Source organism: Sphingobacterium gobiense (assembly GCF_002980575.1).
GTDB classification, from domain to species: domain Bacteria; phylum Bacteroidota; class Bacteroidia; order Sphingobacteriales; family Sphingobacteriaceae; genus Sphingobacterium; species Sphingobacterium gobiense.
In genome coordinates this window covers 280,877-303,500 of sequence record NZ_PVBS01000001.1, presented here as the reverse complement: position 1 = coordinate 303,500, position 22,624 = coordinate 280,877, and the positions used below count along the sequence as shown (strand labels likewise).

Annotated in this window: 19 protein-coding genes; 17 read left to right on the top strand and 2 right to left on the bottom strand. The window is 40.2% G+C overall.

The annotated features are described in order from the left end of the window. The first annotated feature begins 153 nt into the window (after nucleotides 1-153). The 3 genes from secDF to gap all read left to right on the top strand — a co-directional run bounded on the left by secDF (nucleotide 154) and on the right by gap (nucleotide 4,928). Complete coding sequence (secDF, locus tag C5749_RS01310) at nucleotides 154-3,165, top strand: protein translocase subunit SecDF (protein WP_105722305.1); 3,012 nt, start codon at nucleotides 154-156, stop codon at nucleotides 3,163-3,165. A 147-nt stretch (nucleotides 3,166-3,312) separates the two neighbouring features. Further along, complete coding sequence (locus tag C5749_RS01305; protein WP_105722303.1) at nucleotides 3,313-3,897, top strand: TlpA family protein disulfide reductase; 585 nt, start codon at nucleotides 3,313-3,315, stop codon at nucleotides 3,895-3,897. Beyond that, nucleotides 3,897-4,928, top strand: coding sequence for a type I glyceraldehyde-3-phosphate dehydrogenase (gene gap, locus C5749_RS01300; protein WP_105722301.1), 1,032 nt, complete (start codon nucleotides 3,897-3,899; stop codon nucleotides 4,926-4,928). The genes C5749_RS01305 and gap overlap by 1 nt, the downstream gene beginning before the upstream one ends. Here the strand turns inward: gap and C5749_RS01295 are convergent. Beyond that, the gene (locus tag C5749_RS01295; protein WP_105725085.1) at nucleotides 4,879-5,655 is read right to left on the bottom strand and encodes a TIGR02757 family protein; all 777 of its coding nucleotides are present in this window, start codon (nucleotides 5,653-5,655) and stop codon (nucleotides 4,879-4,881) included. The two genes, gap and C5749_RS01295, sit on opposite strands and share 50 nt — an antisense overlap. 92 nt (nucleotides 5,656-5,747) lie before the next feature. Here C5749_RS01295 and rlmF point away from each other — a divergent pair, with 92 nt between their 5' ends. Next, entirely contained in the window at nucleotides 5,748-6,653 is a 906-nt protein-coding gene (rlmF, locus tag C5749_RS01290) for a 23S rRNA (adenine(1618)-N(6))-methyltransferase RlmF (RefSeq protein ID WP_105722299.1), read from the top strand. Nucleotides 6,654-6,671: 18 nt separating this feature from the next. Here rlmF and C5749_RS01285 read toward each other — a convergent pair whose 3' ends face one another. Next, on the bottom strand, nucleotides 6,672-8,036 hold the full coding sequence (locus C5749_RS01285; protein WP_105722297.1) for an NfeD family protein: 1,365 nt from the start codon (nucleotides 8,034-8,036) through the stop codon (nucleotides 6,672-6,674). 23 nt (nucleotides 8,037-8,059) lie between these two features. Here C5749_RS01285 and C5749_RS01280 point away from each other — a divergent pair, with 23 nt between their 5' ends. From C5749_RS01280 to C5749_RS01220, 13 genes are all read left to right on the top strand, one after another. Then, the gene (locus tag C5749_RS01280; protein ID WP_105722295.1) at nucleotides 8,060-8,806 is read left to right on the top strand and encodes a hypothetical protein; all 747 of its coding nucleotides are present in this window, start codon (nucleotides 8,060-8,062) and stop codon (nucleotides 8,804-8,806) included. Nucleotides 8,807-8,816: 10 nt separating this feature from the next. Then, a complete protein-coding gene (locus C5749_RS01275) occupies nucleotides 8,817-9,734 on the top strand; it encodes a DPBB and LysM peptidoglycan-binding domain-containing protein (RefSeq protein WP_105722293.1) in 918 nt (305 codons plus the stop codon). 20 nt (nucleotides 9,735-9,754) lie between these two features. After that, nucleotides 9,755-10,378 (top strand): uridine kinase family protein, encoded by a 624-nt coding sequence (locus tag C5749_RS01270; RefSeq protein WP_105722291.1) that lies wholly within the window; start codon nucleotides 9,755-9,757, stop codon nucleotides 10,376-10,378. Nucleotides 10,379-10,761: 383 nt separating this feature from the next. Then, nucleotides 10,762-11,199 carry a hypothetical protein gene (locus tag C5749_RS01265; RefSeq protein ID WP_105722289.1) on the top strand — a complete coding sequence of 146 codons (438 nt, stop codon included), beginning with the start codon at nucleotides 10,762-10,764 and terminating at the stop codon, nucleotides 11,197-11,199. A gap of 2 nt (nucleotides 11,200-11,201) precedes the next feature. Continuing rightward, nucleotides 11,202-11,843 carry an SCO family protein gene (locus C5749_RS01260; protein WP_105722287.1) on the top strand — a complete coding sequence of 214 codons (642 nt, stop codon included), beginning with the start codon at nucleotides 11,202-11,204 and terminating at the stop codon, nucleotides 11,841-11,843. A 10-nt stretch (nucleotides 11,844-11,853) separates the two neighbouring features. Then, complete coding sequence (locus tag C5749_RS01255) at nucleotides 11,854-12,279, top strand: c-type cytochrome (RefSeq protein ID WP_105722285.1); 426 nt, start codon at nucleotides 11,854-11,856, stop codon at nucleotides 12,277-12,279. Nucleotides 12,280-12,567: 288 nt separating this feature from the next. Beyond that, the gene (locus tag C5749_RS01250) at nucleotides 12,568-13,143 is read left to right on the top strand and encodes a TetR/AcrR family transcriptional regulator (protein WP_105722283.1); all 576 of its coding nucleotides are present in this window, start codon (nucleotides 12,568-12,570) and stop codon (nucleotides 13,141-13,143) included. Between the two features lies 1 nt (nucleotide 13,144). Further along, nucleotides 13,145-14,488: a TolC family protein gene (locus C5749_RS01245; protein WP_181151237.1), complete on the top strand. Its 1,344-nt coding sequence runs from the start codon at nucleotides 13,145-13,147 to the stop codon at nucleotides 14,486-14,488. Nucleotides 14,489-14,526: 38 nt separating this feature from the next. Next, nucleotides 14,527-15,651 (top strand): efflux RND transporter periplasmic adaptor subunit, encoded by a 1,125-nt coding sequence (locus C5749_RS01240; RefSeq protein ID WP_105722279.1) that lies wholly within the window; start codon nucleotides 14,527-14,529, stop codon nucleotides 15,649-15,651. Between the two features lie 3 nt (nucleotides 15,652-15,654). Then, nucleotides 15,655-18,828 (top strand): efflux RND transporter permease subunit, encoded by a 3,174-nt coding sequence (locus tag C5749_RS01235; protein ID WP_105722277.1) that lies wholly within the window; start codon nucleotides 15,655-15,657, stop codon nucleotides 18,826-18,828. Nucleotides 18,829-18,946: 118 nt separating this feature from the next. Continuing rightward, complete coding sequence (locus C5749_RS01230; protein ID WP_105722275.1) at nucleotides 18,947-20,506, top strand: beta-N-acetylhexosaminidase; 1,560 nt, start codon at nucleotides 18,947-18,949, stop codon at nucleotides 20,504-20,506. A gap of 164 nt (nucleotides 20,507-20,670) precedes the next feature. After that, nucleotides 20,671-21,222 carry an RNA polymerase sigma factor gene (locus tag C5749_RS01225; protein ID WP_105722273.1) on the top strand — a complete coding sequence of 184 codons (552 nt, stop codon included), beginning with the start codon at nucleotides 20,671-20,673 and terminating at the stop codon, nucleotides 21,220-21,222. A gap of 67 nt (nucleotides 21,223-21,289) precedes the next feature. After that, nucleotides 21,290-22,513 carry a FecR family protein gene (locus C5749_RS01220; protein WP_105722271.1) on the top strand — a complete coding sequence of 408 codons (1,224 nt, stop codon included), beginning with the start codon at nucleotides 21,290-21,292 and terminating at the stop codon, nucleotides 22,511-22,513. The last annotated feature ends 111 nt before the right edge of the window (nucleotides 22,514-22,624 follow it).

Genomic DNA, 22,624 nt, shown 5'->3' with positions numbered 1-22,624 from the left:
TCCCTAACGTCATTATATTTTTTGTTCGCATAAGTGTTCGAATTTGTTTTCTTTCTACAAAATTTTTATACCTTTGCGAATCTTGGTTAAGTATTATTAAGCTAAATCGTAAGTAAGATTATATAACTACAAACAAATACACGAAGACAGACAATGCAGAGTAAAGGGCTGATTAAATTTTTGGTAGTAGTGGTGTCAATAGCATGCCTCTATTCCCTATCATTCACATTTGTTACACGAAAAGTAGAACGAGACGCTGCGGAATATGCGAAAGGCGATATGGCCAAAGAAAAAGCATATCTGGATTCCATAGCTGGTGAGGAAGTTTACAATCTGGGTGTAGCTAAATTCACTTACAGGGAGGCGAAAGCGCATGAATTAGCGCTGGGCTTAGACCTCAAGGGTGGAATGAACGTCACAATGGAAATATCATTGGACGAACTCATTAAAAATTTGGCAAACAACCCTAAAGATGAAAACTTTAACAAGGCTATCGAATCTGCTCTTCAAAAGAGTAAGTCGGTAAATAGGGGCCTCGTTGAGCTTTTTGTAGAAGAATATAAGGCTTTAGGGGCAGGAACGCCTTTGGCTACTTTCTTCGCGACAACAGATAATGCGTCGCTTATTAAAGCAAATAGCTCTGATAATGAGGTACGCAATTTCTTAGATAAAGAAGCGGGTAATGCTATAGAAAACTCTTTCAAAGTATTACGTACGCGGATTGATAAATTTGGTGTAGCTTCTCCAAACATCCAGATTCAACAAGGGACGAACCGGATTTTAATTGAGCTTCCTGGTGTTAATGACGAAGAGCGTGTCCGCAATCTTCTACAAGGATCTGCCAAGTTGGAATTCTACGAAACACATGACAACTATCAGGTATATCCATTACTGGAAAACCTGAACAATATTTTGGCCAATTCGCTTAAATCGTCGACACCATCGGCCTCAACTCCGGCTACGGTTTCGAACGATTCCACCGCAACCGACAGTACCACTAAAGCCAATGATGATAATCTGTTAGCTAATTTAGGAGCAGCCGCTAAAGATAGTACCGATACTGCTGGAGTTTCTGCGGACCTAGCTGCAAGTAATCCGTTGTTTGCCGTTTTAAATCCGGCCACTTATATGGAGCAAAATGGTCAGCCAAACCTAACTCCGGGTGCGATGGTTGGTATTGCTAACCTAAAAGATACTGCTCGTGTTAATGAATACTTAAATCGTCCGGAAGTAAAATCCAATATCCCTGGGAATTTGAAATTCTTATGGTCAGTAAAACCGGAACAAAGAACGCCTAACTTTCTCTCCTTATACGCAATCAAAACATCGGGCCCTGAAAATGGGGCTGTCTTGACGGGTGACGTCATTACCGACGCGCGCGACGATTTTAATGAGAAGAACCAGCCAGTTGTTTCGATGTCTATGAATTCCGAAGGAGCTCGTCAATGGCGTAGAATTACAGCACAAGCGGCACAGAACAATAATGCTTCCATCGCTATTGTATTAGACGGTGTTGTATACTCAGCTCCCGGAGTAAACGAGGAAATTCCGAATGGTAACTCTTCTATATCCGGTAATTTCACTATTGAAGATACTAAAGACTTAGCTAATGTATTAAAGGCAGGACGTCTTCCAACGACAGCAAAAATTGTAGAGGAAGCGATTGTGGGCCCATCATTGGGGCAAGCTGCAATTGACGCGGGTATAAATTCTTCCGTTATCGCGCTTGTCGTAGTAATGCTATTTATGATTGCTTACTACAACCGTGCTGGTATAGCAGCGAACATTGCGGTATTGTTTAACGTATTCTTCTTAATGGGGATTTTGGCTTCCTTAAATGCTGTGCTTACCTTACCTGGTATCGCGGGTATTGTATTGACTATGGGAACCGCAGTGGACGCTAACGTCCTGATATATGAACGTATCCGAGAAGAATTAGGACTGGGAAAATCCGTCCGACAAGCAATTGCTGATGGTTATAAAAATGCTATGCCTTCCATTTTGGACTCGCAGATAACAACGTTCTTGGTGGGTCTAGTATTGTTTTTCTTTGGCAGTGGACCAATTTTAGGATTTGCTACTACATTGATGATCGGTATCATTACTTCATTATTTACGTCTATCTTTATTTCGCGCCTGATTTTCGAGTACATGCTATCGAAAGATTGGAAAGTATCTGTATCGTTTCCTTGGTCTGCAAATACCTTAAAAAACGCAAATTTCCAATTTATCAAAAAACGGAAAATATATTACGGAATTTCAATCGTTGCTTCGATTATTGCTTTAGCGGCTATATTCACCAAAGGTTTCACACTAGGTGTAGATTTCAGCGGAGGACGCAGCTATACCGTAGCGTATGAACAAGCTGTCAATTTGGAGGACGTACGTCAAAACCTCGATGAGGTATTCGGCTTAACAACTGAAGTGAAAACCTTTGGTAGTGAAAATCAGGTACGCGTTACGACAACGTATCATGTGCAGGAAACTAGTGATGAGGCAGATGGAGAAGTATTGGCTAAATTAAACGAAGGACTATCCAAAATAGAAGGTAACGGGTATGAGATCCTTTCTTCCCAAAAAGTTGGTCCTAGTATCGCAACAGATATAAAAGATAGAGCGATATGGTCTGCTATATTCGCCATTGTGATTATCGCGGGATATATTTTGGTACGTTTCCGCAAATGGCAATATTCAATGGGAGCAGCAGTATCAACTATTCACGATGCGATTATTTTGCTGGGTCTGTTCTCCATTCTAGATGGCATTGTTCCATTCTCGTTAGACATCGATCAGCACTTTGTAGCGGCGATCTTAACGGTTATTGCCTATTCTGTAAACGATACCGTGGTTGTATTTGACCGTTTACGAGAATACTTAAATAAACCGTTGGCGCATAAAGAATATTTCGGTGATACCGTTAATAGTGCGATAAATTCTACCTTGAGCCGTACCATCATTACCTCCTTAACCATCATCTTTGTGTTGGCGGTATTGTTTGTATTCGGCGGAGAGGTAATCAGAGGATTCTCTTTCGCTATATTAATTGGTATTGTGGTAGGTACTTATTCTTCTATCTTCCTTGCAGCACCATCTGTATATGACCTTAGAAAAGGTAAAAGTGTTGTAGAAGAAAAAACAGAAAAGGTAAAAGTTGTTACTCCTTAGTACGTACAACTATTTTGTTAACAACCCAAAAGGCTTCTGACGATCAGAAGCCTTTTTTGTACCGCATCATTTTATCATCATTTAATCATTTTGACTAGTTGATTGACACAATTTTTCCTAGCTTTGGTGCGTAAATATAGTCGTAGAATGAAATTTTTAATCACAAGTATCGCCATTAGCACATGCGCCTTATTTAATGCATGTCAGTCCAATAATAATGCAGGAAATGCACAGCATGCAGCAACACATCACGTAGATCAACAACAAGCCGCCTCAACCTCACAGCCATCTGTTCCCCTGGCTAAAGAACCTACTAAGCAGTTGCCGGACTTTAAATTCTATAAAGTCAAATCAGGGATAGGGTTTACAAATGAGGATATACCTGCGAACAGAAATACTGTATTTATCCTTTTTGATCCAAGTTGTGGTCATTGTCAACAAGAGACTGGACTTTTAGCTAAGAATTATGAAAAACTAAAAGACGTCAACCTGTATTTCATTTCTATGAATGACCCTTCACTTATGGCGTCATTTCTAGAAACTTTCGGCAAAGAGCTTGTCGACAAACCAAATGTAGAAGTGTTGTACGATAGAAACCAAGAATTTATTCAAAAATTCCATGTGCCTGCACAATTTCCAGCAAATTACATATACGGGGCAAACGGAGCCTTGAAAAGTAGCTGGGATGGAGAAAAGAATATTGATTTTGTCATAGCTGAGTTTATAAAGTAATGAATGTCGCGATAAACGGCTTTGGAAGGATTGGACGCAATACGTTACGCAATATCTATCGCCGAGGACTCCAAAAGGAAATCAGAATTGTTGCTATCAACGATTTGACCGATACCGCTACGTTAGCCCATTTGCTAAAATATGACTCCGTCCATGGACCATTCCCATTCACAGTTCATCATGATGCAGAGCATCTTTTTGTCGAGGATCAATCTATCAAAGTATTAAAAGAAAAAGATCCTTTACAGCTCCCTTGGAGTGCAATGAGCGTCGAAGTGGTGATCGAGTCAACGGGTGTTTTTACCAATAGAGAAAAAGCCTCCTTACATTTGAAAGCCGGCGCGACACAAACTATTATATCAGCCCCGTCGCCAGACAAGGAGGTCCCTACAGTTGTTTTGGGCATTAATGATAGGAGTTTTGACTGGCAGACCTCCCTGTTTTCGAATGCTTCCTGTACGACCAATAATGTTGCTCCTTTAGTAAAGATATTAGATGAAAATTGGGGTATTAATGATGGTTATATCACGACCGTGCATTCCATGACCGGAGACCAAAACCTACATGATGCCCCCCACCGAGATTTACGTAGGGCTCGCGCAGCATCGTCTTCGATTATACCGACTACAACAGGTGCTGCAAAAGCCATTACCAATGTTTTTCCGCATCTGGATGGACGACTCGGCGGTGCAGGTATACGTGTTCCGGTACTTAATGGTTCGTTAACTGATTTTACTTGCACGCTAAAGCAACAGACGACAGTTGAAGAAATCAACACCAAATTTAGAGAAGCGGCAGAAGGAACCTTAAAAGATATTCTGTATTATACGGAGGATCCTATCGTCTCCGTTGATATTATCAATAACCCTTATTCTTGCGTTTTTGATGCTCAGCTCACGTCCATCGTTGGTGGCTTGGTAAAAGTGGTCGGATGGTACGATAATGAGTTTGGTTATTCTAACAGATTGGTAGATTTGCTGGTTAGAGTTCACCGACTACCCCAATACCAAAAAGCGCAAAGTCGTATTTAACGGGATCTTCCGGATCGAAGCGTTTTAAATTTTCTGTCAATTCTACAGCAGTTTTCCAATTAACTTTATCCGACGTAATTAATCCGAACTTACGAGCAACGCGCTCTACATGAACGTCGCAAGGACAGATAAGATCACGGGGCTTTATGCTATGCCATATACCAAAATCCACACCTTTATCATCCCTACGGACCATCCAACGCAGGAACATATTTAAACGCTTGCAGCTGGATTTTTGTAAAGGAGAGCTGATATGCTTTCGCGTACGAATTGGATAGTCAGGCAAAGAGAAAAAATATGCTTTAAATTCATTTAAACTTCGCTCCATCGAAAAGGACACTGCTGGCTGATCATCGAGTATAAAAGCATCTTCTAATGAACTAAATCGACCATAATGGAAACGTAGAAAAGAAACGAAATATAATAAATCAGTATCATTAAAAGTGCGGTGTTTGAATCCTAAAAGATTTCTCAGGTCCGCCTCCTCATGCCTCATTATGAAGTTTGCAGGTTGTCCGTCAAAACGTTCAATCAATTCTTTGCATTTGTTAATGATGGTTTTCCGCTGCCCCCAAGCCAAAATAGCAGCAAAGAAGCCCATAATCTCAATGTCCTGTTTTTTAGTAAACAAATGAGGGATACATATCGGATCGTTTTCAATAAATTTATGTTGGTTAAACGATGCTACTTTATCGTCTAAAAATTGCTTCATGTCGAAATCTGCCATGTATTCGTTAGTATTATATAATTTCGATATAAAGATACCCAATTCGTAAATACCCACAATATTATAATACCTTTGCATTAAATTAAGCGTTTATGGATCTCAAGAAAAAGAAGAATATATTGCATCCTCGAAACATTCATCAATCGGGCTATGACTTTCCCAAATTGGAAGATGCAAATCCAGTATTGAAAGATTATATCATCGAGACCTCTTTTGGCACCGTGTCTATCGATTATGCGAATCCTAAAGCGATTGTTGAACTTAATAAGGCACTCTTAAGAGCCTACTATAACGTACAAAATTGGTCCATTTTGAAAAATAGCCTCTGCCCTCCTATTCCGAGCCGAGCAGACTATATACATTATGTTGCCGACCTGCTAGCGGCCGACAACGACGGTGTTGTACCAACAGGAGTCAGAATAAATGTTTTGGACATCGGAACAGGCTCATCTCTAATATATCCCATTTTAGGTGAACGGATATATAATTGGAACTTCCTAGGAACAGACATTGATGTTACGGTGTTAAACCATGCTAGATCTTTGATCAAAACGAATAGTGGATTGCCTAAGAAGATTACCTTGCAATTACAGGAGGATAAAAAACGCATCTTTGATGGTGTCCTTAACGAAGATGATTACTTTGACCTGGTTATGTGTAATCCTCCCTTCTATAAATCAAGAGAAGAAAACTGGCAGAAGACAACTAAAAAATTCCATAATCTACACCAGAATAAAGAAGCGCTTCCTGTACAAAATTTCGGCGGATATCCCAATGAACTCTGGTGTGAGGGCGGAGAACGGAAGTTTGTCCGCGATATGATTAATGAAAGTATGCGATTCAAAAAACAATTAGGTTGGGTCACAAGCTTGGTTTCTAATAAAGAAAACCTAAAACCTCTTATCGCCTCGTTAGAATACAATAAAGCTTCTAAAATCGAAATTATTAATATGACTCAGGGACAAAAGGCTATCCGTATTTTAGCTTGGAAATGGTAGTATAAGGTGATCAACACCTTATACATCATTCTTTACTGGTTTATCCTTGAGCTTTCGTACAAAAAGATTGTAGTTCTCGTGTTTTTCAACGTAGATTTCTTCTCCTGCATCGATAAACCCATCTAACGCAACAGCGTCATACCAAACTCCATCAATTTCGATTTTACCTCCCGGCCTTAGAACCGTTCGAGCAATACCATTCTTATATAGCAGATTCGTTTTCTGCGGAGACGAAGTATATCCTACGTCGGCTTTCTGTTCATCTTGGAGAACTAATCGCTTGAAGGCGGACGATCTTAGGATATTCTTCCCGAAAATAACCATTAAGACAATAGAGAGCACCATCGCTCCCGTTACAATTAAAAATGATTCCATCAATAATCCTGGTTTGGCTAATTTAAAATCAAAAAAGTTATTGTCGACCATAGAAAAAGCAAGGCCACAAAGTACACATATAATTCCCAATATACCGGCAATGCCGAATCCCGGTATAACGAAGACCTCCATCAACAGCAGTGCCACTCCCACAATAAATAGGACAATTTCCCAATGGTCTGCCAACCCCTGCAAATACAGCGGTGCAAAAAATAAAACACCGCATATAATTGCTACCGCTAGCGCAAAACCGATACCAGGTGTTTGCAATTCAAAATAAATACCGCCAATAAGGCCTAATATCAAAAACCCACTAACCATCGGATTAATCAAAAGAGCGACGATGCGATCAACTACCGTAATGCGGTGCTGCACGACCTCGAGATTACCTTTTTCAACCTGTTTATAGACTTCTCCTACATCAGTTACTACAGCTTCAACAATACCTGATTTTACTCCTTCGGAAGCTGTTAACGTCAATAGCTTACCGTCAGGCTTCAATTGTGGAACAGAAACTTCAGGATCGACGAATGCTTCCGCTATCTTGGGATCCCGTCCTTTTGCTTCGGCTGTAGCACGCATCAATCCTCTCATATAAGATTGATACTTTTCTGGCATAATTTCCCCACTTTGGTTGACAACGCTCGCTGCACCCATACTCCCGCCCTTTTGCATAAAAATTTTGTCCGAAGCCAGCGAAATCAACGCTCCTGCGGAAGCTGCATTGTTGTTTATATATACCACTGTATACATGGTAGAGCCTAAAAGTTTGGAACGTATAGAATCTGCAAAATTTACTGCTCCGCCAAATGTGTTTAACTCGATCAAAAACATTTCGGCTTGGAGCTCTGTTGCTTTCTGATGCGCCAAATTCACAGTTCGCCATGCATTTGGACCGATATCTTCTTTAATGTCTACTTTGTATATTTTTTGTGCCGATGCTGGAGAAAGCATTACACAAAAAGTACAAAGAAAAGCAAAAAAGGATTTTGTAATTTTGTTCTTCATAGATTAATGTTCCTGCTATAGTAATGACTAAATATACGACATTTAAAGCATTCGAGAAAAACTTTCCTTACCAAATATGGAAAATCGTCGCAGATGCATCCACCAGACAGATTGCTGTAGAGCTCCGCGATGCGAAGTCTACATGCGCCATACTTTATGTCATTGATTTTGAAGGAAAAGAGATATTAAAACATAAGCAAATCGATGAGAAAGAATGGACATTGGAGGCCATCCAACATCATACAATTGTGTTGAAACGTGTAGGCGACACACAGCCGGTGAAAGAAGGAATCCTGTTTTTAGATATGCAAGGTGCTCCTCGTCATCTATGGCAAGAATACACTTGGATAGACACCTACTGTGATGTCGTCAAAGTGCGACATCGTAATTTCCAAAGCGGTTTTGAAGAATATATCGATATAGAGGCGCTAAAAAAGACATCCAATCCAGGAAGGGCACAGGAATATTGCAGCGTCATAAAAATGCCGGTCCCCTATACCGGTGTCTTACCCCCCTATCTGCAAAATGCGGTTATACAAGATTTACCTTGGATTAGCCGCGCAGCGGATCGTATACTTTGGTCGTACCACACCAAAGAAAATGAGCTTTACTATTTAAACCTTTCTGTCGCCGATAAATCTGACTTATTATGGACACAATGTTTATTATCAGATATGCCAAAAATGATTCCGCAACCCTATTTTCAGATAGAAAACCAACTATTTTTAATGTCGTATAATAAACGGAAAATTGTTTCGTATTTAGTATAATTGTAAATATATGAGAAAAACAAAAGCTTTTTCGAGTGCAATAAAATTAGGACTCGTGGCTGCATTATGCTTCCCTCTTTTTCTGAAAGCCAAACCCGTTGATTATAACGCTAGTAAACTATCTTCTGTTTCTATCGCGCCTGATTCCATAGGCGTGGAGGTCATAAACGGTGAAATAAACGTTATCCACCGTATTGAGCGAAAAGAAACATATTATGCATTAAGTCGCCGATATAACATCCCCGTAAACCGCATTATGGAAGTGAACAATAAGAAGAATCTTAAACCGGGCGAAACGGTAAAAATTCCTACGGGTAAGCAAGAAGTTCCAGTGACAACAGTTCCATCTGCCCCCCCTGCGAAAACTCAACAGCAGGATCAACCGAAGGTTTTAACCGAATACAAAGTGGGAAAGAGCGAAACCCTGTACGCGATCTCCAGGCGATTTGGCACGACGATAGAAGCTATAAAAAAAATGAACAATCTTCGATCGGATTCTCTCAGAGAGGGCATCACTCTGAAAATTCCAAATGCTGATTATCGAGAACCGCTTCCTGAAGTGCCGCAACAACCGATTGTTATCGACACATCGTCGGCATCGGAATTAACACCCGAACAAATTATCGCCGCAAATCGCTATGGTATTCGCGAAAAACAAGAGAAGGGTATCGGCGTGTGGATCGCCAATTTGGAAACCGACGGTAAAAGCAATCTAGCGCTTCACAAGACGGCGCCTATAGGCACCATCTTAAAAATCACGAATCCCATGACACAGAATGTTACGTATGCCAAGGTCGTCGGAAAATTTACGGACACAGCGGAAACGAAAGATGCTATCGTTGTTTTATCAAAGTCGGCAGCAGCGTATATTGGTGCACTTGACAGAAGATTTTTGATCGAAATAGCGTACGGTGTACCCTTGCAGTAACTAAATTTAAGAAAGCTTAGATGGACAAACCATACGTTATCGGTATTGCAGGCAGTAGCGGATCAGGAAAAACATTTTTTTTGAGGCGCTTTCTCAACTATTTTCAACCCGATCAAGTAACACTTATTTCGCAAGACGATTATTATATTCCAGCAAACACTAAGACAAAAGAAGAAAATCGTTTATATAACTTTGATTTGCCCACCGCAATCAACAGGGAATCCTTTTTTTACGATATAAGTCAACTTTTCGGCGGACATACCGTTTATCGGCAAGAATACACATTTAACAATCCCGATATTACACCTAAAATGCTCGAAATTAAACCTGCTCCAATTCTTATTGTAGAAGGCTTGTTTATTTTCCACTATGAGGAGGTTAATAATCTATTGGATTATCGGGTTTTCCTCGACGCAGAAGAATCGGTTGCCCTAGAGAGGAGATTGCAGAGGGACCTCATTGAAAGAGGGTATGACCATGATGACGTCATGTATAAGTGGATAAATCATGTAGTGCCGGCTTATGAACAATATTTGGTTCCATTTAAACCAATATGTGATTTGGTGATTATTAATAATACCAATGATCCTAAAATTATTGATGGGGCCGCTCGTGATATTTCGATTGGACTTAAGATTATTTAAATTCAATCTAAATAGTTATCTTTGTGCAAGAATGGAAAAGATAATAGATCCGCTATTTCCTATTGAAGATGGCAATCCCTTCCTTGACGAAGTCAAAAAAGGGATAAACTACAACCTTGATTTAGGATGTTGTGTTTTTAAAAAATGCTGTAAAAAGTACAAACGGGGCAAACGCTGCAAGAAGTGTCCCAAAAGTTAATCTTGTCCCTTATTCCTTAGGCATACCCAATCTTTTTAAATGATTGTATTTACATGATGAAAACGTCATAAACATCTACAAGACAATATTTTCCATTTATTACAAGAATTAAACAATCATAATCCAATTAAATATAAACGGACTCCTATATTTGCATTATTGAATATCAACAATAAAAACGAACATGATGAAAAAGTTTACTTTGGGCACGCTAGCATTGGGCATATTGGTTACGAGTGCCTGTCAAAACACCAGCCAACAGAACGAGGAAGCGGAGAAACTAGCAACGGAGGCCATCGAAATACACGACGAGATTATGCCTCAAATCACCGCTTTTAACAAACATGAGATTTTAATAGATTCATTGTTACAAAATCTTTCTGTATTAAAAACTGTGGATGCTAACCTAGACACAGCAAAAACTAAAGATAAGTTCCACACATTAAAAGAAAATCTGGAATCGGCTACAGATAAAATGATGGTCTGGATGAAAGAATATGTGGCTGACAGCACCGACATAAATTATCAAAAAGCCGAAGTGGACCGTATTTCGGACTTGAAAACCGAATTTGAACAGGTAACGTATGAAGCGGAAAGTTTGCTAGCCCCTTTTAAAAAGTAGTCATGAAACTTAAACTTACAACATACCTAAGTGCATTTGCGTTTTCTTCCATTTTCGTGGCTTGCACGGAAACAAACGAAAAAAAATTGCCTATCATTGGCGAGCGGGCAACAGAGGAACGAATTGTAGACGGCAGAACTGTCGTTGACACCATTTACCACCAAATACCTGCATTTGCCTTCCTTAACCAAGACAGCGTCGAAATCACGGAAAAATATTTTGACAATAAGGTTTATGTTGCAAATTTCTTTTTTACCCATTGTCCGAGTATATGTCCAACCATGCAGCGCAATTTGCTAAAGGTATATGAAAAATATAAAGATGATGAACGTATTGCTTTTTTGTCGCACAGTATTGACTTCAAGTATGATTCGCCAAGCGTGCTCAAATCTTATGCAGAGAAATTGGGTGTTACAAACGAGCAATGGCAATTTGTGACGGGCGAAAAAAAGGAAATTTACGGCATCGCCGATAAATATCTGGTCTATACAAAAGAGGATCAGGATGCTCCGGGAGGATACGACCATCAAAGTTATCTGGTATTGATCGATCAGCAGAAACGTATCCGGGGTGCTTACGACGGAACAAATGATGAACAGGTAGCTCAACTTTTTAATGATTTGGAGACCCTGTTGAAAGAATAATAAATTACGAATGCGAAATACGCTATTTTCATTGGCGGGAATAAGCGTACTTATCGGTATGCTTATTTTCTCTTGTCAGCCTAAAGTTGGTATCGAAACGGCTCAATATGCTGTAAACGGTCAAAAGCTTTACGTTACACATTGTCAAAGCTGCCATGGTCCGAAGGGTGAAGGATTAGGGATGCTTTATCCGCCACTGACTGATACGACATATCTAAAGGAAAACCGGAAGATACTGCCAGGTATCGTCAAGAATGGCATGAACGGTCCTATTAAAATTAATGAAAAAAACTACGAGGGCAATATGCCCGGAAACCCCGAATTGACTAACGTGGATATCGCTTATATATTAACTTACATCACAACCACATTTGGCAACAGCACGGAAACCTACACTCAAGAAGAAGTAAAAAATAATCTTGTTAACTGCCGGTAATTTAATTTCCTAAAATCCTTAGGTGTCCATCGTCTAAAGAATTATCAATTCAAAAAAGAAAAGGTTTCCAAACGGGGAGAATGGAAACCTTTCTAAACTAACCAATTATAAACCTAAATTATGATACTACAAATATACGGCAGATTTGTCGATCCTGCAAGTAAAAAGACTCTAAAAACCGAGATTTAACGAAAAATTAACATTAGTGTAGTTCTTACACTTAGCATCGACTTATATAACAAATATTTGACATTTGCGACGTTGTTTTTTTGCTACATTTGCAACCGAATGAACGTTCAATTACTAAATAAAAAAGAGGCCATTTTTGAAAGCACGCTTAAACTTATTAACGAGCACGGTTTTCATGGTACCCCGATGAGTCAGATTGCTACCCATGCCAATGTAGCTACAGGCACAATCTACCATTATTTCAATTCCAAGGACGAATTGATTCTAGAGCTTTTTAAATACTGCCGGGAAAAAACTAACGAGCATATTTTCAACTTTGATGAAGATTTAGCTTATAAGGAGAGATTCTTTTACATTTGGAATCGTTTGGTAGATTATTATTTAACCCATAAAGAAACTTTCTGGTTTATAGAACAATTTTACTCATCTCCATATTATGAGCTTATAAAACAGAAGAAGACTACCTATTATGGCGTTGACAAAATGTATTTATTTTTTGAAGAAGGCATAAAATCGGGTATCATTCGAAACGTAAGTTTCTATACCTTAATATCTGTTTATATTGGGTCAGCGACGTCCCATGTCAAAATGGTCACATATGGTTTTTGCAAAATGCAAACCAAAGGTCGTGAGGATTTAATCGAAATAATTTGGAATGGTGTTAAAAATCAATAATATGAAGTTCAAAAAAATTGCTTTGTCCTTGTTTCTGGCATGTTACTTCACGGGATATGTGCAAGCACAAACTACCGCTAAAAATGGAGAAGCTGAGAAGCTTAATAACAACGCAACGCTGGATGAGCTTATCGACTATGCGTTGCGCAATAAAATCGAGCTAAGACAGGCTCATATCGATCAAGAAATTGGGGAACGAGAAATCGCTTCTGCTTTGTCGGGTTGGTTTCCACAAATCAACGCCTCGGCGTCCTTGGTACACAACATCCAATTACCTGCCATGGTGATCGGGGGTGAAACCATAAGAATGGGCCAGACTAACACCAGCGCTATTGGTTTCCAAGCGGATCAGGCTATACTTAACCCCGAGTTGTTTCAAGCATCTCGCGCTGCTAAATATATACGTCAGCAGAATAACCTGAACTTGGAAGATACAAAGATCAATACGGTGGTGGATGTCAGCAAAGCTTACTATGACATTCTCACATCAGAAGAGACTATTAAGATCATTAACGAGAATATTGTCCGTCTAAAACGCCAGTATACGGAAGCCAACGCGCGTTATGAAACTGGTTTGGTAGATAAAATAGATTATAAAAGGGCACAAATATCCTTGAACAATGCCAATGCGCAATTAAAATCAGCTAACGAAGCGCGAAAGTACAAATATGACTATTTGAAATCTCTTTTAAATATCCCTACAGCGGAAGAAATATCACTCTCTTTTATCAATCAGTCGTTGGAAGCCAACATCTTGCTGGATACTACGGAACTACTTAATATTGCTAATCGAGTAGAGTTCCAGCAACTGGAAACATTGAGCGAGATTCAAAAATTGAACACCCAATATCAAAAATGGAGCTTTATGCCTCGACTAGGTGCGTATGCCAACTATAATATGAACTATTTCAACAACGAATTTAGTCAGTTATATAGGAACAACATCCCAAGTTCATCCGTAGGCCTATCCTTATCCCTTCCGATCTTTACGGGTACAAAACGTATACAAGAGATCCGCAGATCAGAATTGGAAGAAGAAAGAATTGAATGGGATTTGAAAAATCTGGAAAATATGATCAGTGCAGAATATTCCGCAGCAATGGCAAGCTATCGTTCCAATATGAATGAGTGGAGAAATGCAAAAGAAAATATGGACTTGTCAGAAGAGGTCTATAATACCATCAAGCTACAATATGATGCGGGGGTGAAAACCTATTTAGAGCTAATGACAGCCGAAAGTGATCTCCGAACCACTCAATTAAATTACCTTAATGCTTTATACGCTGTGCTGTCCAGTAAGTTAGACATTCAAAAAGCGCTAGGTACAGTAGAAACAACGTTATAAAACAAACCTTATTTTTCAACCACGAAATACACGAAAACATGAATAAGAACTATTTATTTTCTGCACTAATTATAGGTTCTGCAATATTCTGGCAATCCTGCAGCTCCAAGGATGGAGCCCAGCAAAAACAAGGAGTGGCTCCGGGAGAAATGGCTATTCCGGTGACAACGGCAACCGTTGAAAAACAGATTGTTTCTGGTATTAAGAACTATCCTGCTAGCGTTGTTCCGCTACAAGAAGCCGATCTTTTAGCGGAAGTATCAGGCTATGTGACTAAAATATATATATCGGATGGTGCTATGGTAAAGCGAGGACAGCCGCTGTATGAAATTGACCGCATCCGTTATCAAGCAGCTGTGGATCAGGCGAAGGCCAATTTGGAGATTGCAAAAGCAAACCTCCAACGTGTTGAGAAGGATTTGACACGCTACCAAACACTAGCTGAACAGGATGCGATAGCAAAACAAACATTGGATTACGCGTTTACAGATGTAAACAACCAAAAAGCGCAAGTGCAAGCTGCACAAGCTGCCTTAACGACCGCACAAACAAACCTAGAACGTTCTGTTATACGGGCGCCGTTCAGTGGTGCAGTCGGCATTTCGCAAGTACGTATCGGTGCCTTAGTTTCTCCAGGTACAACACTTTTGAACACCATCAGTGCTATCGATCCTATTGCCGTCGAATTTCAAATCAGTGAGAAGGAGATTTCTGAGTTTGCTGCTTATGAGTCAGGCAAGTCGTCTACGGAAATCAGTGTTTCCTTGCCTGATAGAAATACATACGCGCTTGCTGGAAAAATAGCAACTATGGATAGAGCTGTTGATCCGACCACCGGACGGTTAAAAGTACGGGCCTCGTTCAGCAATCCGCAAAACGATTTACGCGCAGGTATGAACCTTACTATGAATGTGAAAAGTACATCGGCTACGGAGCAATTGGTTATCCCATTTAAAGCGGTACAGGATCAGTTAGGTGTTTACAATGTATACGTAGTAAACGATAGTAGTCAAGCAGAAATACGCCCTGTAGAACTGGGTTTAAAGCTAGAAGACAAAGTAGTGGTAAACTCGGGTGTAGAAGTAGGAGACAAAATCGTTGTCAATGGCATCCTGAATGTACGAAGTGGAGCAAAAGTTATTGAAAAAGAAGAAAGTAAATAAAAAATGATATCAGAAGTTTTTATAAGAAGGCCTGTCACGGCAATCGTTATCTCTATATTGATTATGATTATAGGTACGATTTCCATCATGACGTTGCCCATCAGTCAATATCCATCGATCGCCCCTCCTACCGTTACAGTAACGGCAAATTATACTGGTGCGGATGCACAAACCGTTGAACAGACGGTGACAACGCCGATAGAAAGCCAGATTAACGGTACGCCGGGCATGATTTACATGTCTTCTAATAGTACGTCAAATGGGCAGTCGAGTATTACGGTCACTTTTGAAGTTGGTACAGATATCGATATTGCCACACTCGATGTACAAAATCGTGTCGGCATTGCTGAGCCGGCTTTACCAGAGGCCGTACGTCGTTTAGGGGTAACTACACGTAAAGCGAATACAGACATCCTGATGCTTGTCTCGTTAGTATCGCCAAACGGAACACGGGATGATAAATTTCTAGCAAACTACGCTAACTTATACGTTCGTGATGCGATCATGCGGGTTAAGGGTGTGGGTGATGTAACTGCCTTTGGCCAACCCTTCTCCATGCGCATATGGCTTGACGCCAATAAGCTGGCTGCTTTAAACTTGACGCCTGCAGATGTTTCCAGTGCAATCGCAGAACAAAACTTGCGTATGCCGGGTGGTTCCGTGGGTGCTCCACCTCAACACAACTCGCAAGTATTCGAATACCCCGTTATTACGGATTCTGATCTATCTTCCGAAGAAGACTTCGAAGAAATCATTGTTAAAACAAATCCCCTTGACGGTTCTATCGTACAACTCAAAGACGTGGCAAGAGTGGAATTGGGCTCGTTCGCCTATTCAACCACGACACGAGTGGATGGTATGGTTTCCACCGGGATGATGGTTGCCCAAACACCTGGGGGAAATGCGGTGGAAACAGCTGAGGGCATATATAGCGCCTTGGAAGGATTAAAAAAATCGTTCCCAGAGGACGTTGACTACGTTGTGGGTTATGAAACTGTTTCGGTGGTCAAGGCATCCATTTCTTCAGTTATCCACACATTGGTGGAAGCGTTGATATTAGTGACCATTGTGGTATTTTTCTTCTTGCAATCTTGGAGAGCCACCTTAATCCCCGTACTGGCAATTCCAGTTTCCATTGTGGGAACATTTATTTTCTTCACGCTGTTCGGATTTTCGATTAACAACCTTACGCTATTAGCATTCGTATTGGCCATCGGTATCGTGGTGGATGATGCCATCGTCGTGGTAGAAGCTGTGCAGCACTATATTGACCATTATAAGATGGATGCCAAAGAAGCAACCCGACACGCTATGCGAGATATTACAGCTCCCGTTATAGCCATTGGTTTTATTCTTGCCGCCGTATTTGTTCCGGTCGGTTTTATCCCCGGAATGGTTGGACAACTCTATCAGCAATTCGCTATTACAATTGCCGTTTCTGTATTATTATCTGCTTTTATCGCGTTATCTTTGACACCGGCATTATGTTCCATTATGATGAGGCCTACTGCGGTAAACAAAGACGCTAAAGGTTTAAATAAATTCTTTTATAAATACAATCTTTGGTTCGATCGCGTAACGCATAAATACTCTAGGGGTGTAAAAGCGATTATACACAAAGCGCCGTTAGCACTTATTATTTTAGTATGTGTATATGTAGGCACAGGATATATGTTCAGTGTGAAACCAACAGGGTTTATTCCCACGGAAGATAACGGAATGTTCTTTGCGGGCGTAACCTTACCCGAAGGAGCTTCTGCAAGCCGTACAGCAGAGGTGCTTGACGAAATTGAAGCCGATTTACGTAAAGACTTTCCCGAAATCAAGCACATGACACTTATCTCCGGTATCAATCTTTTGAATCGATCGTTTAAGTCAAATGGAGCAACGTTGTTTGTTTCCTTAAAACCTTGGGCAGAGCGAACACGCACCGCTGCCGACGTTGCGGGTGGCATTATGGCTAAATATGCCGGATATGACAAAGCACGTGTTTTGGCGGTAACTCCACCAGCTATTCCAGGATTGGGAACATCGGGTGGATTCTCGATGATGGTACAAGACCATCAAACGGTCGATATCAAACAGTTTGAAGGCGTTGTCGGACAGTTTTTAGCCGCGGCGAACCAGCGGCCAGAGATAGGTATGGCCTATACGCTTTTCAGTTCAAACTCTCCTAACTTCAAGATTACGGTGGACAGGGAGCAAGCTAAAAGAATGTCGGTTCCTATATCATCTGTTTATAGTACGATATCAGCTTACCTCGGCTCTGCTTATGTCAACGATTTCACGCGTTATGGTCGTAACTTCCGTGTTGTGACACAAGCTGACCAAGATTATCGTATGAACATAGAGGATCTGAATAAATTATATGTCAACAATGTGAAAGGAGAATCTGTTCCATTAGGTGCACTCATCAATTGGGAACTCGTTCAGAACCCATCGATTATCAATCACTATAATATCTTTAGAAGTATTGAGGTTACTGGATCCGCCGCTCCCGGGTATAGTTCTGGGGACGCACTTCGGGCTTTGGAAGAAGTCGCAGCGCAAACCTTACCTGACGGATATGGCTATGACTTCTCCGGTCTATCGCTACAAGAAAAACAATCGGGCAACATGACGATCATGATTTTTGCCTTGTGTATTGTATTTGTGTTTTTGCTGTTGGCCTCCCTGTATGAAAGTTGGTCTGTTCCATTCTCGATTCTGTTATCTGTACCTATTGGTGTATTCGGGGCCATCCTGACCTTGTTATTTATCCCTGCATTGGATAATAATATTTATGCACAAATTGGTTTAGTGACCATTATCGGTCTTGCGTCGAAAAATGCAATTCTTATTGTAGAGTTTGCAAAAGAACGGGTCGATATCGGTATGCCACTAATGGAAGCGACTTTGGATGCTGTTAAGCTGAGATTAAGACCTATCATCATGACCTCCTTCGCCTTTATCTTAGGTATTATACCATTGATGTTATCAACCGGAGCAGGTGCCTTTTCTCGCCAAACAATCGGATGGACTGTGTTTGGTGGTATGGGGGTCGCCACTTTGCTCGGTATATTTATAATTCCCGTGTTGTTTTACGTGATTACCAAAATGGCTTACGGGAAGAAAAAGCTTGCCGAATTGGAAGCTAACTTTGATGAAGAAAAAGCGAAGAACCTAAGTTCGCATTGATAAAAAAGGAGCTGTCCAGAAGGTCAGCTCTTTTTTTTAAACCTCCTAGTCCTGTTTCCAACGTTGTGCGATATAGTATATTGATATATGAATCGCTGACTTAAGAAACAATCACAAAATGCATCTTAAAAATTATATTTTATTTATCGCGACCATTTTTTTTGTATGCTCTTTTTTATCTCTGCAAGCTCAACCGACGGGAACCACACCCGCTGATTTTAAAGTAAAGGGCTTCCATTTAGATCTTCGCATACAGGTGATGACCATGCCTGCATTAAAAGCTTTCGCGAAAAAATTAAGTGAAAACGGTATCAATACATTGATTATGGAATGGGAAGGGACTTACCCATTCAAAAAACATCCTTTGATAGCCAATAGGTTTGCTTATTCTCGGGAAGAAGTCACTGATTTTATCGCCTATTGCAATCGACTCAAGATTAATGTCATACCGCTTCAACAGAGTTTTGGTCACGTAGAATACATCCTTAGACATCACCGTTATAAGGATCTTCGAGAAGATCAAAAAGATTATTCCCAGGTGAACCCTTTGAAAGAAGAATTAAACCGTGAGCTATTTACCGAGCTATATCAAGATCTTATTTCCACACACACATCAGCATATATCCACATAGGAGGAGACGAAACATATTTACTAGGGCACTCGCCTGAATCAAAGAAAAAGGCAGCAGAAGTAGGTAAAGGTAGGCTTTATGGCGATTTTATCAAACTACTTTGTGATATTGTCGTAAGCTTAGGAAAACGTCCCGTGCTCTGGGCTGATATTGCGTTGAAATACCCAGATGCACTACAAGGTTTACCTAAAGAAACGGTATTTGTAGATTGGAATTATGGTTGGGATATTCATATGTTTGGTGACCACAATAACTTATTGAACAGTGGTTTTGAGGTATGGGGCGCTCCTTCCATCAGAAGTCATCCCGACAATTATTTCTTGACACTATGGGAAAAGCACCTTAGAAATATCAGGGATTTTATTCCGCTGGCCAGAAATTTTGGTTATAAAGGCCTTATCATGACTTCATGGTCGACATCAGGCCTGTATTCTACCCTATGGGAATCCACCAGAGATGCCGCTGACCTGCACGCTATCCGGCGTGTCTATCCAATCACGGGCTTCAACTTATTGATTGGGGCTTTCTTTGAGGGGGTTAACAATATGAAGCCCCTAAATATAGAGCCATTTGTTCTCCAATACACTCAAAAACAGTACGGTTTTAGTCAGCAACAGGCAAAAGATTTTTGGACGGCATTGAAAGCTATTCCTTATGAAATTGTACAAGGACAGATCAGTGATACGCATTTGTCGATGTCGTCCCTTTTAGACACTGCTCAAATGGTAGCCTCCACGCTACATCGATTACAACCCAGCCTGAATCAGAACGAATTTGAGCATTATCGACTGATGGCAGATATCCGATTACAATATTTGACTTATACGGCCATAGAAATGAGAGTAAATTCAGCTGATTTTAAAGAGGACGATATACCAGAGGTATTAGCAGCGTTGGAAGCTTTGGATACGGCAGATTTGGATGAGCGTTTTATACGGTTGAATAAAAATTCTTTTTTTGAAGCAGAATTGAAACAGGAGAACGACTATCGGAATAGCAAGATTCAGTTATTGCACCAGCGCCTATCCAGAAATAAAATCGATTGATATTTAGCCCGTATTCTACCCCGTTGTTTCGGATAACATCCGACAACTGACTTGATTTAATGTTTGGTAATGACTATCATTATTTCATATCTTTGAAATAATGATTCGTCAGCACGAATATTTTTGATTAATAATCTCTACCAATGGCCTGATAAAAATAAATAATGAAAGAGGTGTCTGAAACGGTTTTCGCAGACTTTAGAGCAGGGTACTCAAAAGCTTTTAGAATAATATTTGAGATATATCATCAAGTTATTCTACAATACGTTTATGGGTTTTGCCATCATCGGGAGGAAGCCGAAGAAGTTGCCCAAGATACTTTTACCCAACTTTTTATCTATAGGGACAAAATACACGGGGCAGAAAGTATACTGCCCTTTCTTTATGCCGTTTCTAAACGGATTGCTGTCTCTCATTTTCGTAGGAAGGTAATCCGAGAGGAGGCTTTGGTTCATATTGGCACACTTTCCAAGAGAAACCCATACGACACGCAAGAGGCTGTATTGATAAAAGAGTTACATGATAGTCTACATAAGATTATAGAAGAACTACCCCAGCAACAACGAAAAGTATTTGTACTCCATAAAATGGAGGATCTATCTTGTCAGGAAATTGCAGACGAGCTTGCTATTTCCAAGAACACGGTAAAAAACCATTTGGCTGTAGCGACCAAAACCGTTCGGATCAAGCTACAACGATTAATATGTTTTTTCTGATTTTTTAACAAACACCTAGTCCTATTTTCAATCTTGTGCGATATAATATTCAATAAAGCACATAAAATTGGACAGACAACGCTTAATATATCTCATTAAGAAACGTCAGCAGGGCAAATGTTCTGCTGCTGAAAATGCTGAACTACATGAATTGATGCAAAATCCACGCATTGAGAAGGAGATTTTACTCCTATGGGATCAGTTACATGAAGAAAAAACTTTAAAAGTTTCAGCTGATGACAGCAAAAAATTGTACGATCGTATACGCTCTAATCCAGAGGTAGCTGCTGTTATCCGGAACAGGTCGGTTGGCAAAGCAAAAAAGCAACGACAATGGAGATATCAAAATATTGTTGCAGCGGCAGCGGTACTTGCTATTTTTTTAGGTATCTATTTTATCCTTTTTCAATCCAACTTCGAGCTGGAAGAACGCTCTCTAAAAACTGCTGATACTTATCCAACGGTGCACCCCGGCAGTAATAAAGCCAAAATTGTCTTTGGGGATGGCACGTACCAGGAACTGGGGAGCAATCCGGAAACTGCTAGCATAAACAAGGACAATTTCTTTACCGTGAACGACAAAAATGGAGGTGTTTCCTATCTCGAATCTTCAACTATCAACTACGAAGTAGCTGAAATGCATACGCTTATTACACCAAGAGGTGGTGAGTATGCCATTCAATTGGCGGACGGCACAAAGATTTGGCTAAATGCAAATTCGAGCCTCAAATACCCTGTCTCGTTCAAGGGCGCTTCTGTTAGAGAAGTGGAATTGGAAGGTGAAGCCTATTTTGATGTGGCAAAATCAACAGTTGGTAATAAGCCTATCCCATTTTTGGTAAAGTCAGAAGGACAGGTCTTGGAGGTATTGGGCACTGAATTCAATATAAACACGTTCCGGAATAAAGTAACAACGACACTAATCGAAGGAAGCGTAAAGGTAGCATTTGAAGGTAAATCCACCGATCAATTTTATATTCTCCAACCCAATGATCAATCGGTTTACGATAAAAAATTAGAAAAGATTAACGTTGCACAAATAGATCCGTATTATGTTAAAGCTTGGAAAAGTGGAGATTTTGCCTTCGACAATGCCCCACTGGCAAACGTTATGGACGATATCGCCAGATGGTATGATGTCGATGTAGAGTACAAGACTGAAGTAAATGATGTCAGGTTTTCGGGTAAGGTGTCTAAATTCGAAAACATTGAAACATTACTTCAAACCATAGAATGGACGGGATCTGTAAAACTCAAACTGAACGGAAGGAGGATAACCGTAATGAAATAAAAAGTTTATTTAAGAAATAGGAGGTGTTACCAGCACCTCCCATAGCTTAGTCAATTTGACTAACGATTGAAAACTAACGTGTTAAATTATAAATCAACCGAATACAAATGT

What these genes read in the sequence shown, in the direction of transcription:
- C5749_RS01275 (WP_105722293.1), top strand. Translation starts at nt 8,817, where the DNA reads ATGAGAAAAACAAAAGCTTTTTCGAGTGCAATAAAATTAGGACTCGTG.
- gap (WP_105722301.1), top strand. Translation starts at nt 3,897, where the DNA reads ATGAATGTCGCGATAAACGGCTTTGGAAGGATTGGACGCAATACGTTA.
- C5749_RS01270 (WP_105722291.1), top strand. Translation starts at nt 9,755, where the DNA reads ATGGACAAACCATACGTTATCGGTATTGCAGGCAGTAGCGGATCAGGA.
- C5749_RS01265 (WP_105722289.1), top strand. Translation starts at nt 10,762, where the DNA reads ATGATGAAAAAGTTTACTTTGGGCACGCTAGCATTGGGCATATTGGTT.
- C5749_RS01260 (WP_105722287.1), top strand. Translation starts at nt 11,202, where the DNA reads ATGAAACTTAAACTTACAACATACCTAAGTGCATTTGCGTTTTCTTCC.
- C5749_RS01255 (WP_105722285.1), top strand. Translation starts at nt 11,854, where the DNA reads ATGCGAAATACGCTATTTTCATTGGCGGGAATAAGCGTACTTATCGGT.
- rlmF (WP_105722299.1), top strand. Translation starts at nt 5,748, where the DNA reads ATGGATCTCAAGAAAAAGAAGAATATATTGCATCCTCGAAACATTCAT.
- C5749_RS01245 (WP_181151237.1), top strand. Translation starts at nt 13,145, where the DNA reads ATGAAGTTCAAAAAAATTGCTTTGTCCTTGTTTCTGGCATGTTACTTC.
- C5749_RS01240 (WP_105722279.1), top strand. Translation starts at nt 14,527, where the DNA reads ATGAATAAGAACTATTTATTTTCTGCACTAATTATAGGTTCTGCAATA.
- C5749_RS01305 (WP_105722303.1), top strand. Translation starts at nt 3,313, where the DNA reads ATGAAATTTTTAATCACAAGTATCGCCATTAGCACATGCGCCTTATTT.
- C5749_RS01285 (WP_105722297.1), bottom strand. Translation starts at nt 8,036, where the DNA reads ATGAAGAACAAAATTACAAAATCCTTTTTTGCTTTTCTTTGTACTTTT.
- C5749_RS01230 (WP_105722275.1), top strand. Translation starts at nt 18,947, where the DNA reads ATGCATCTTAAAAATTATATTTTATTTATCGCGACCATTTTTTTTGTA.
- C5749_RS01280 (WP_105722295.1), top strand. Translation starts at nt 8,060, where the DNA reads ATGACTAAATATACGACATTTAAAGCATTCGAGAAAAACTTTCCTTAC.
- C5749_RS01250 (WP_105722283.1), top strand. Translation starts at nt 12,568, where the DNA reads ATGAACGTTCAATTACTAAATAAAAAAGAGGCCATTTTTGAAAGCACG.
- C5749_RS01235 (WP_105722277.1), top strand. Translation starts at nt 15,655, where the DNA reads ATGATATCAGAAGTTTTTATAAGAAGGCCTGTCACGGCAATCGTTATC.
- C5749_RS01225 (WP_105722273.1), top strand. Translation starts at nt 20,671, where the DNA reads ATGAAAGAGGTGTCTGAAACGGTTTTCGCAGACTTTAGAGCAGGGTAC.
- secDF (WP_105722305.1), top strand. Translation starts at nt 154, where the DNA reads ATGCAGAGTAAAGGGCTGATTAAATTTTTGGTAGTAGTGGTGTCAATA.
- C5749_RS01295 (WP_105725085.1), bottom strand. Translation starts at nt 5,655, where the DNA reads ATGGCAGATTTCGACATGAAGCAATTTTTAGACGATAAAGTAGCATCG.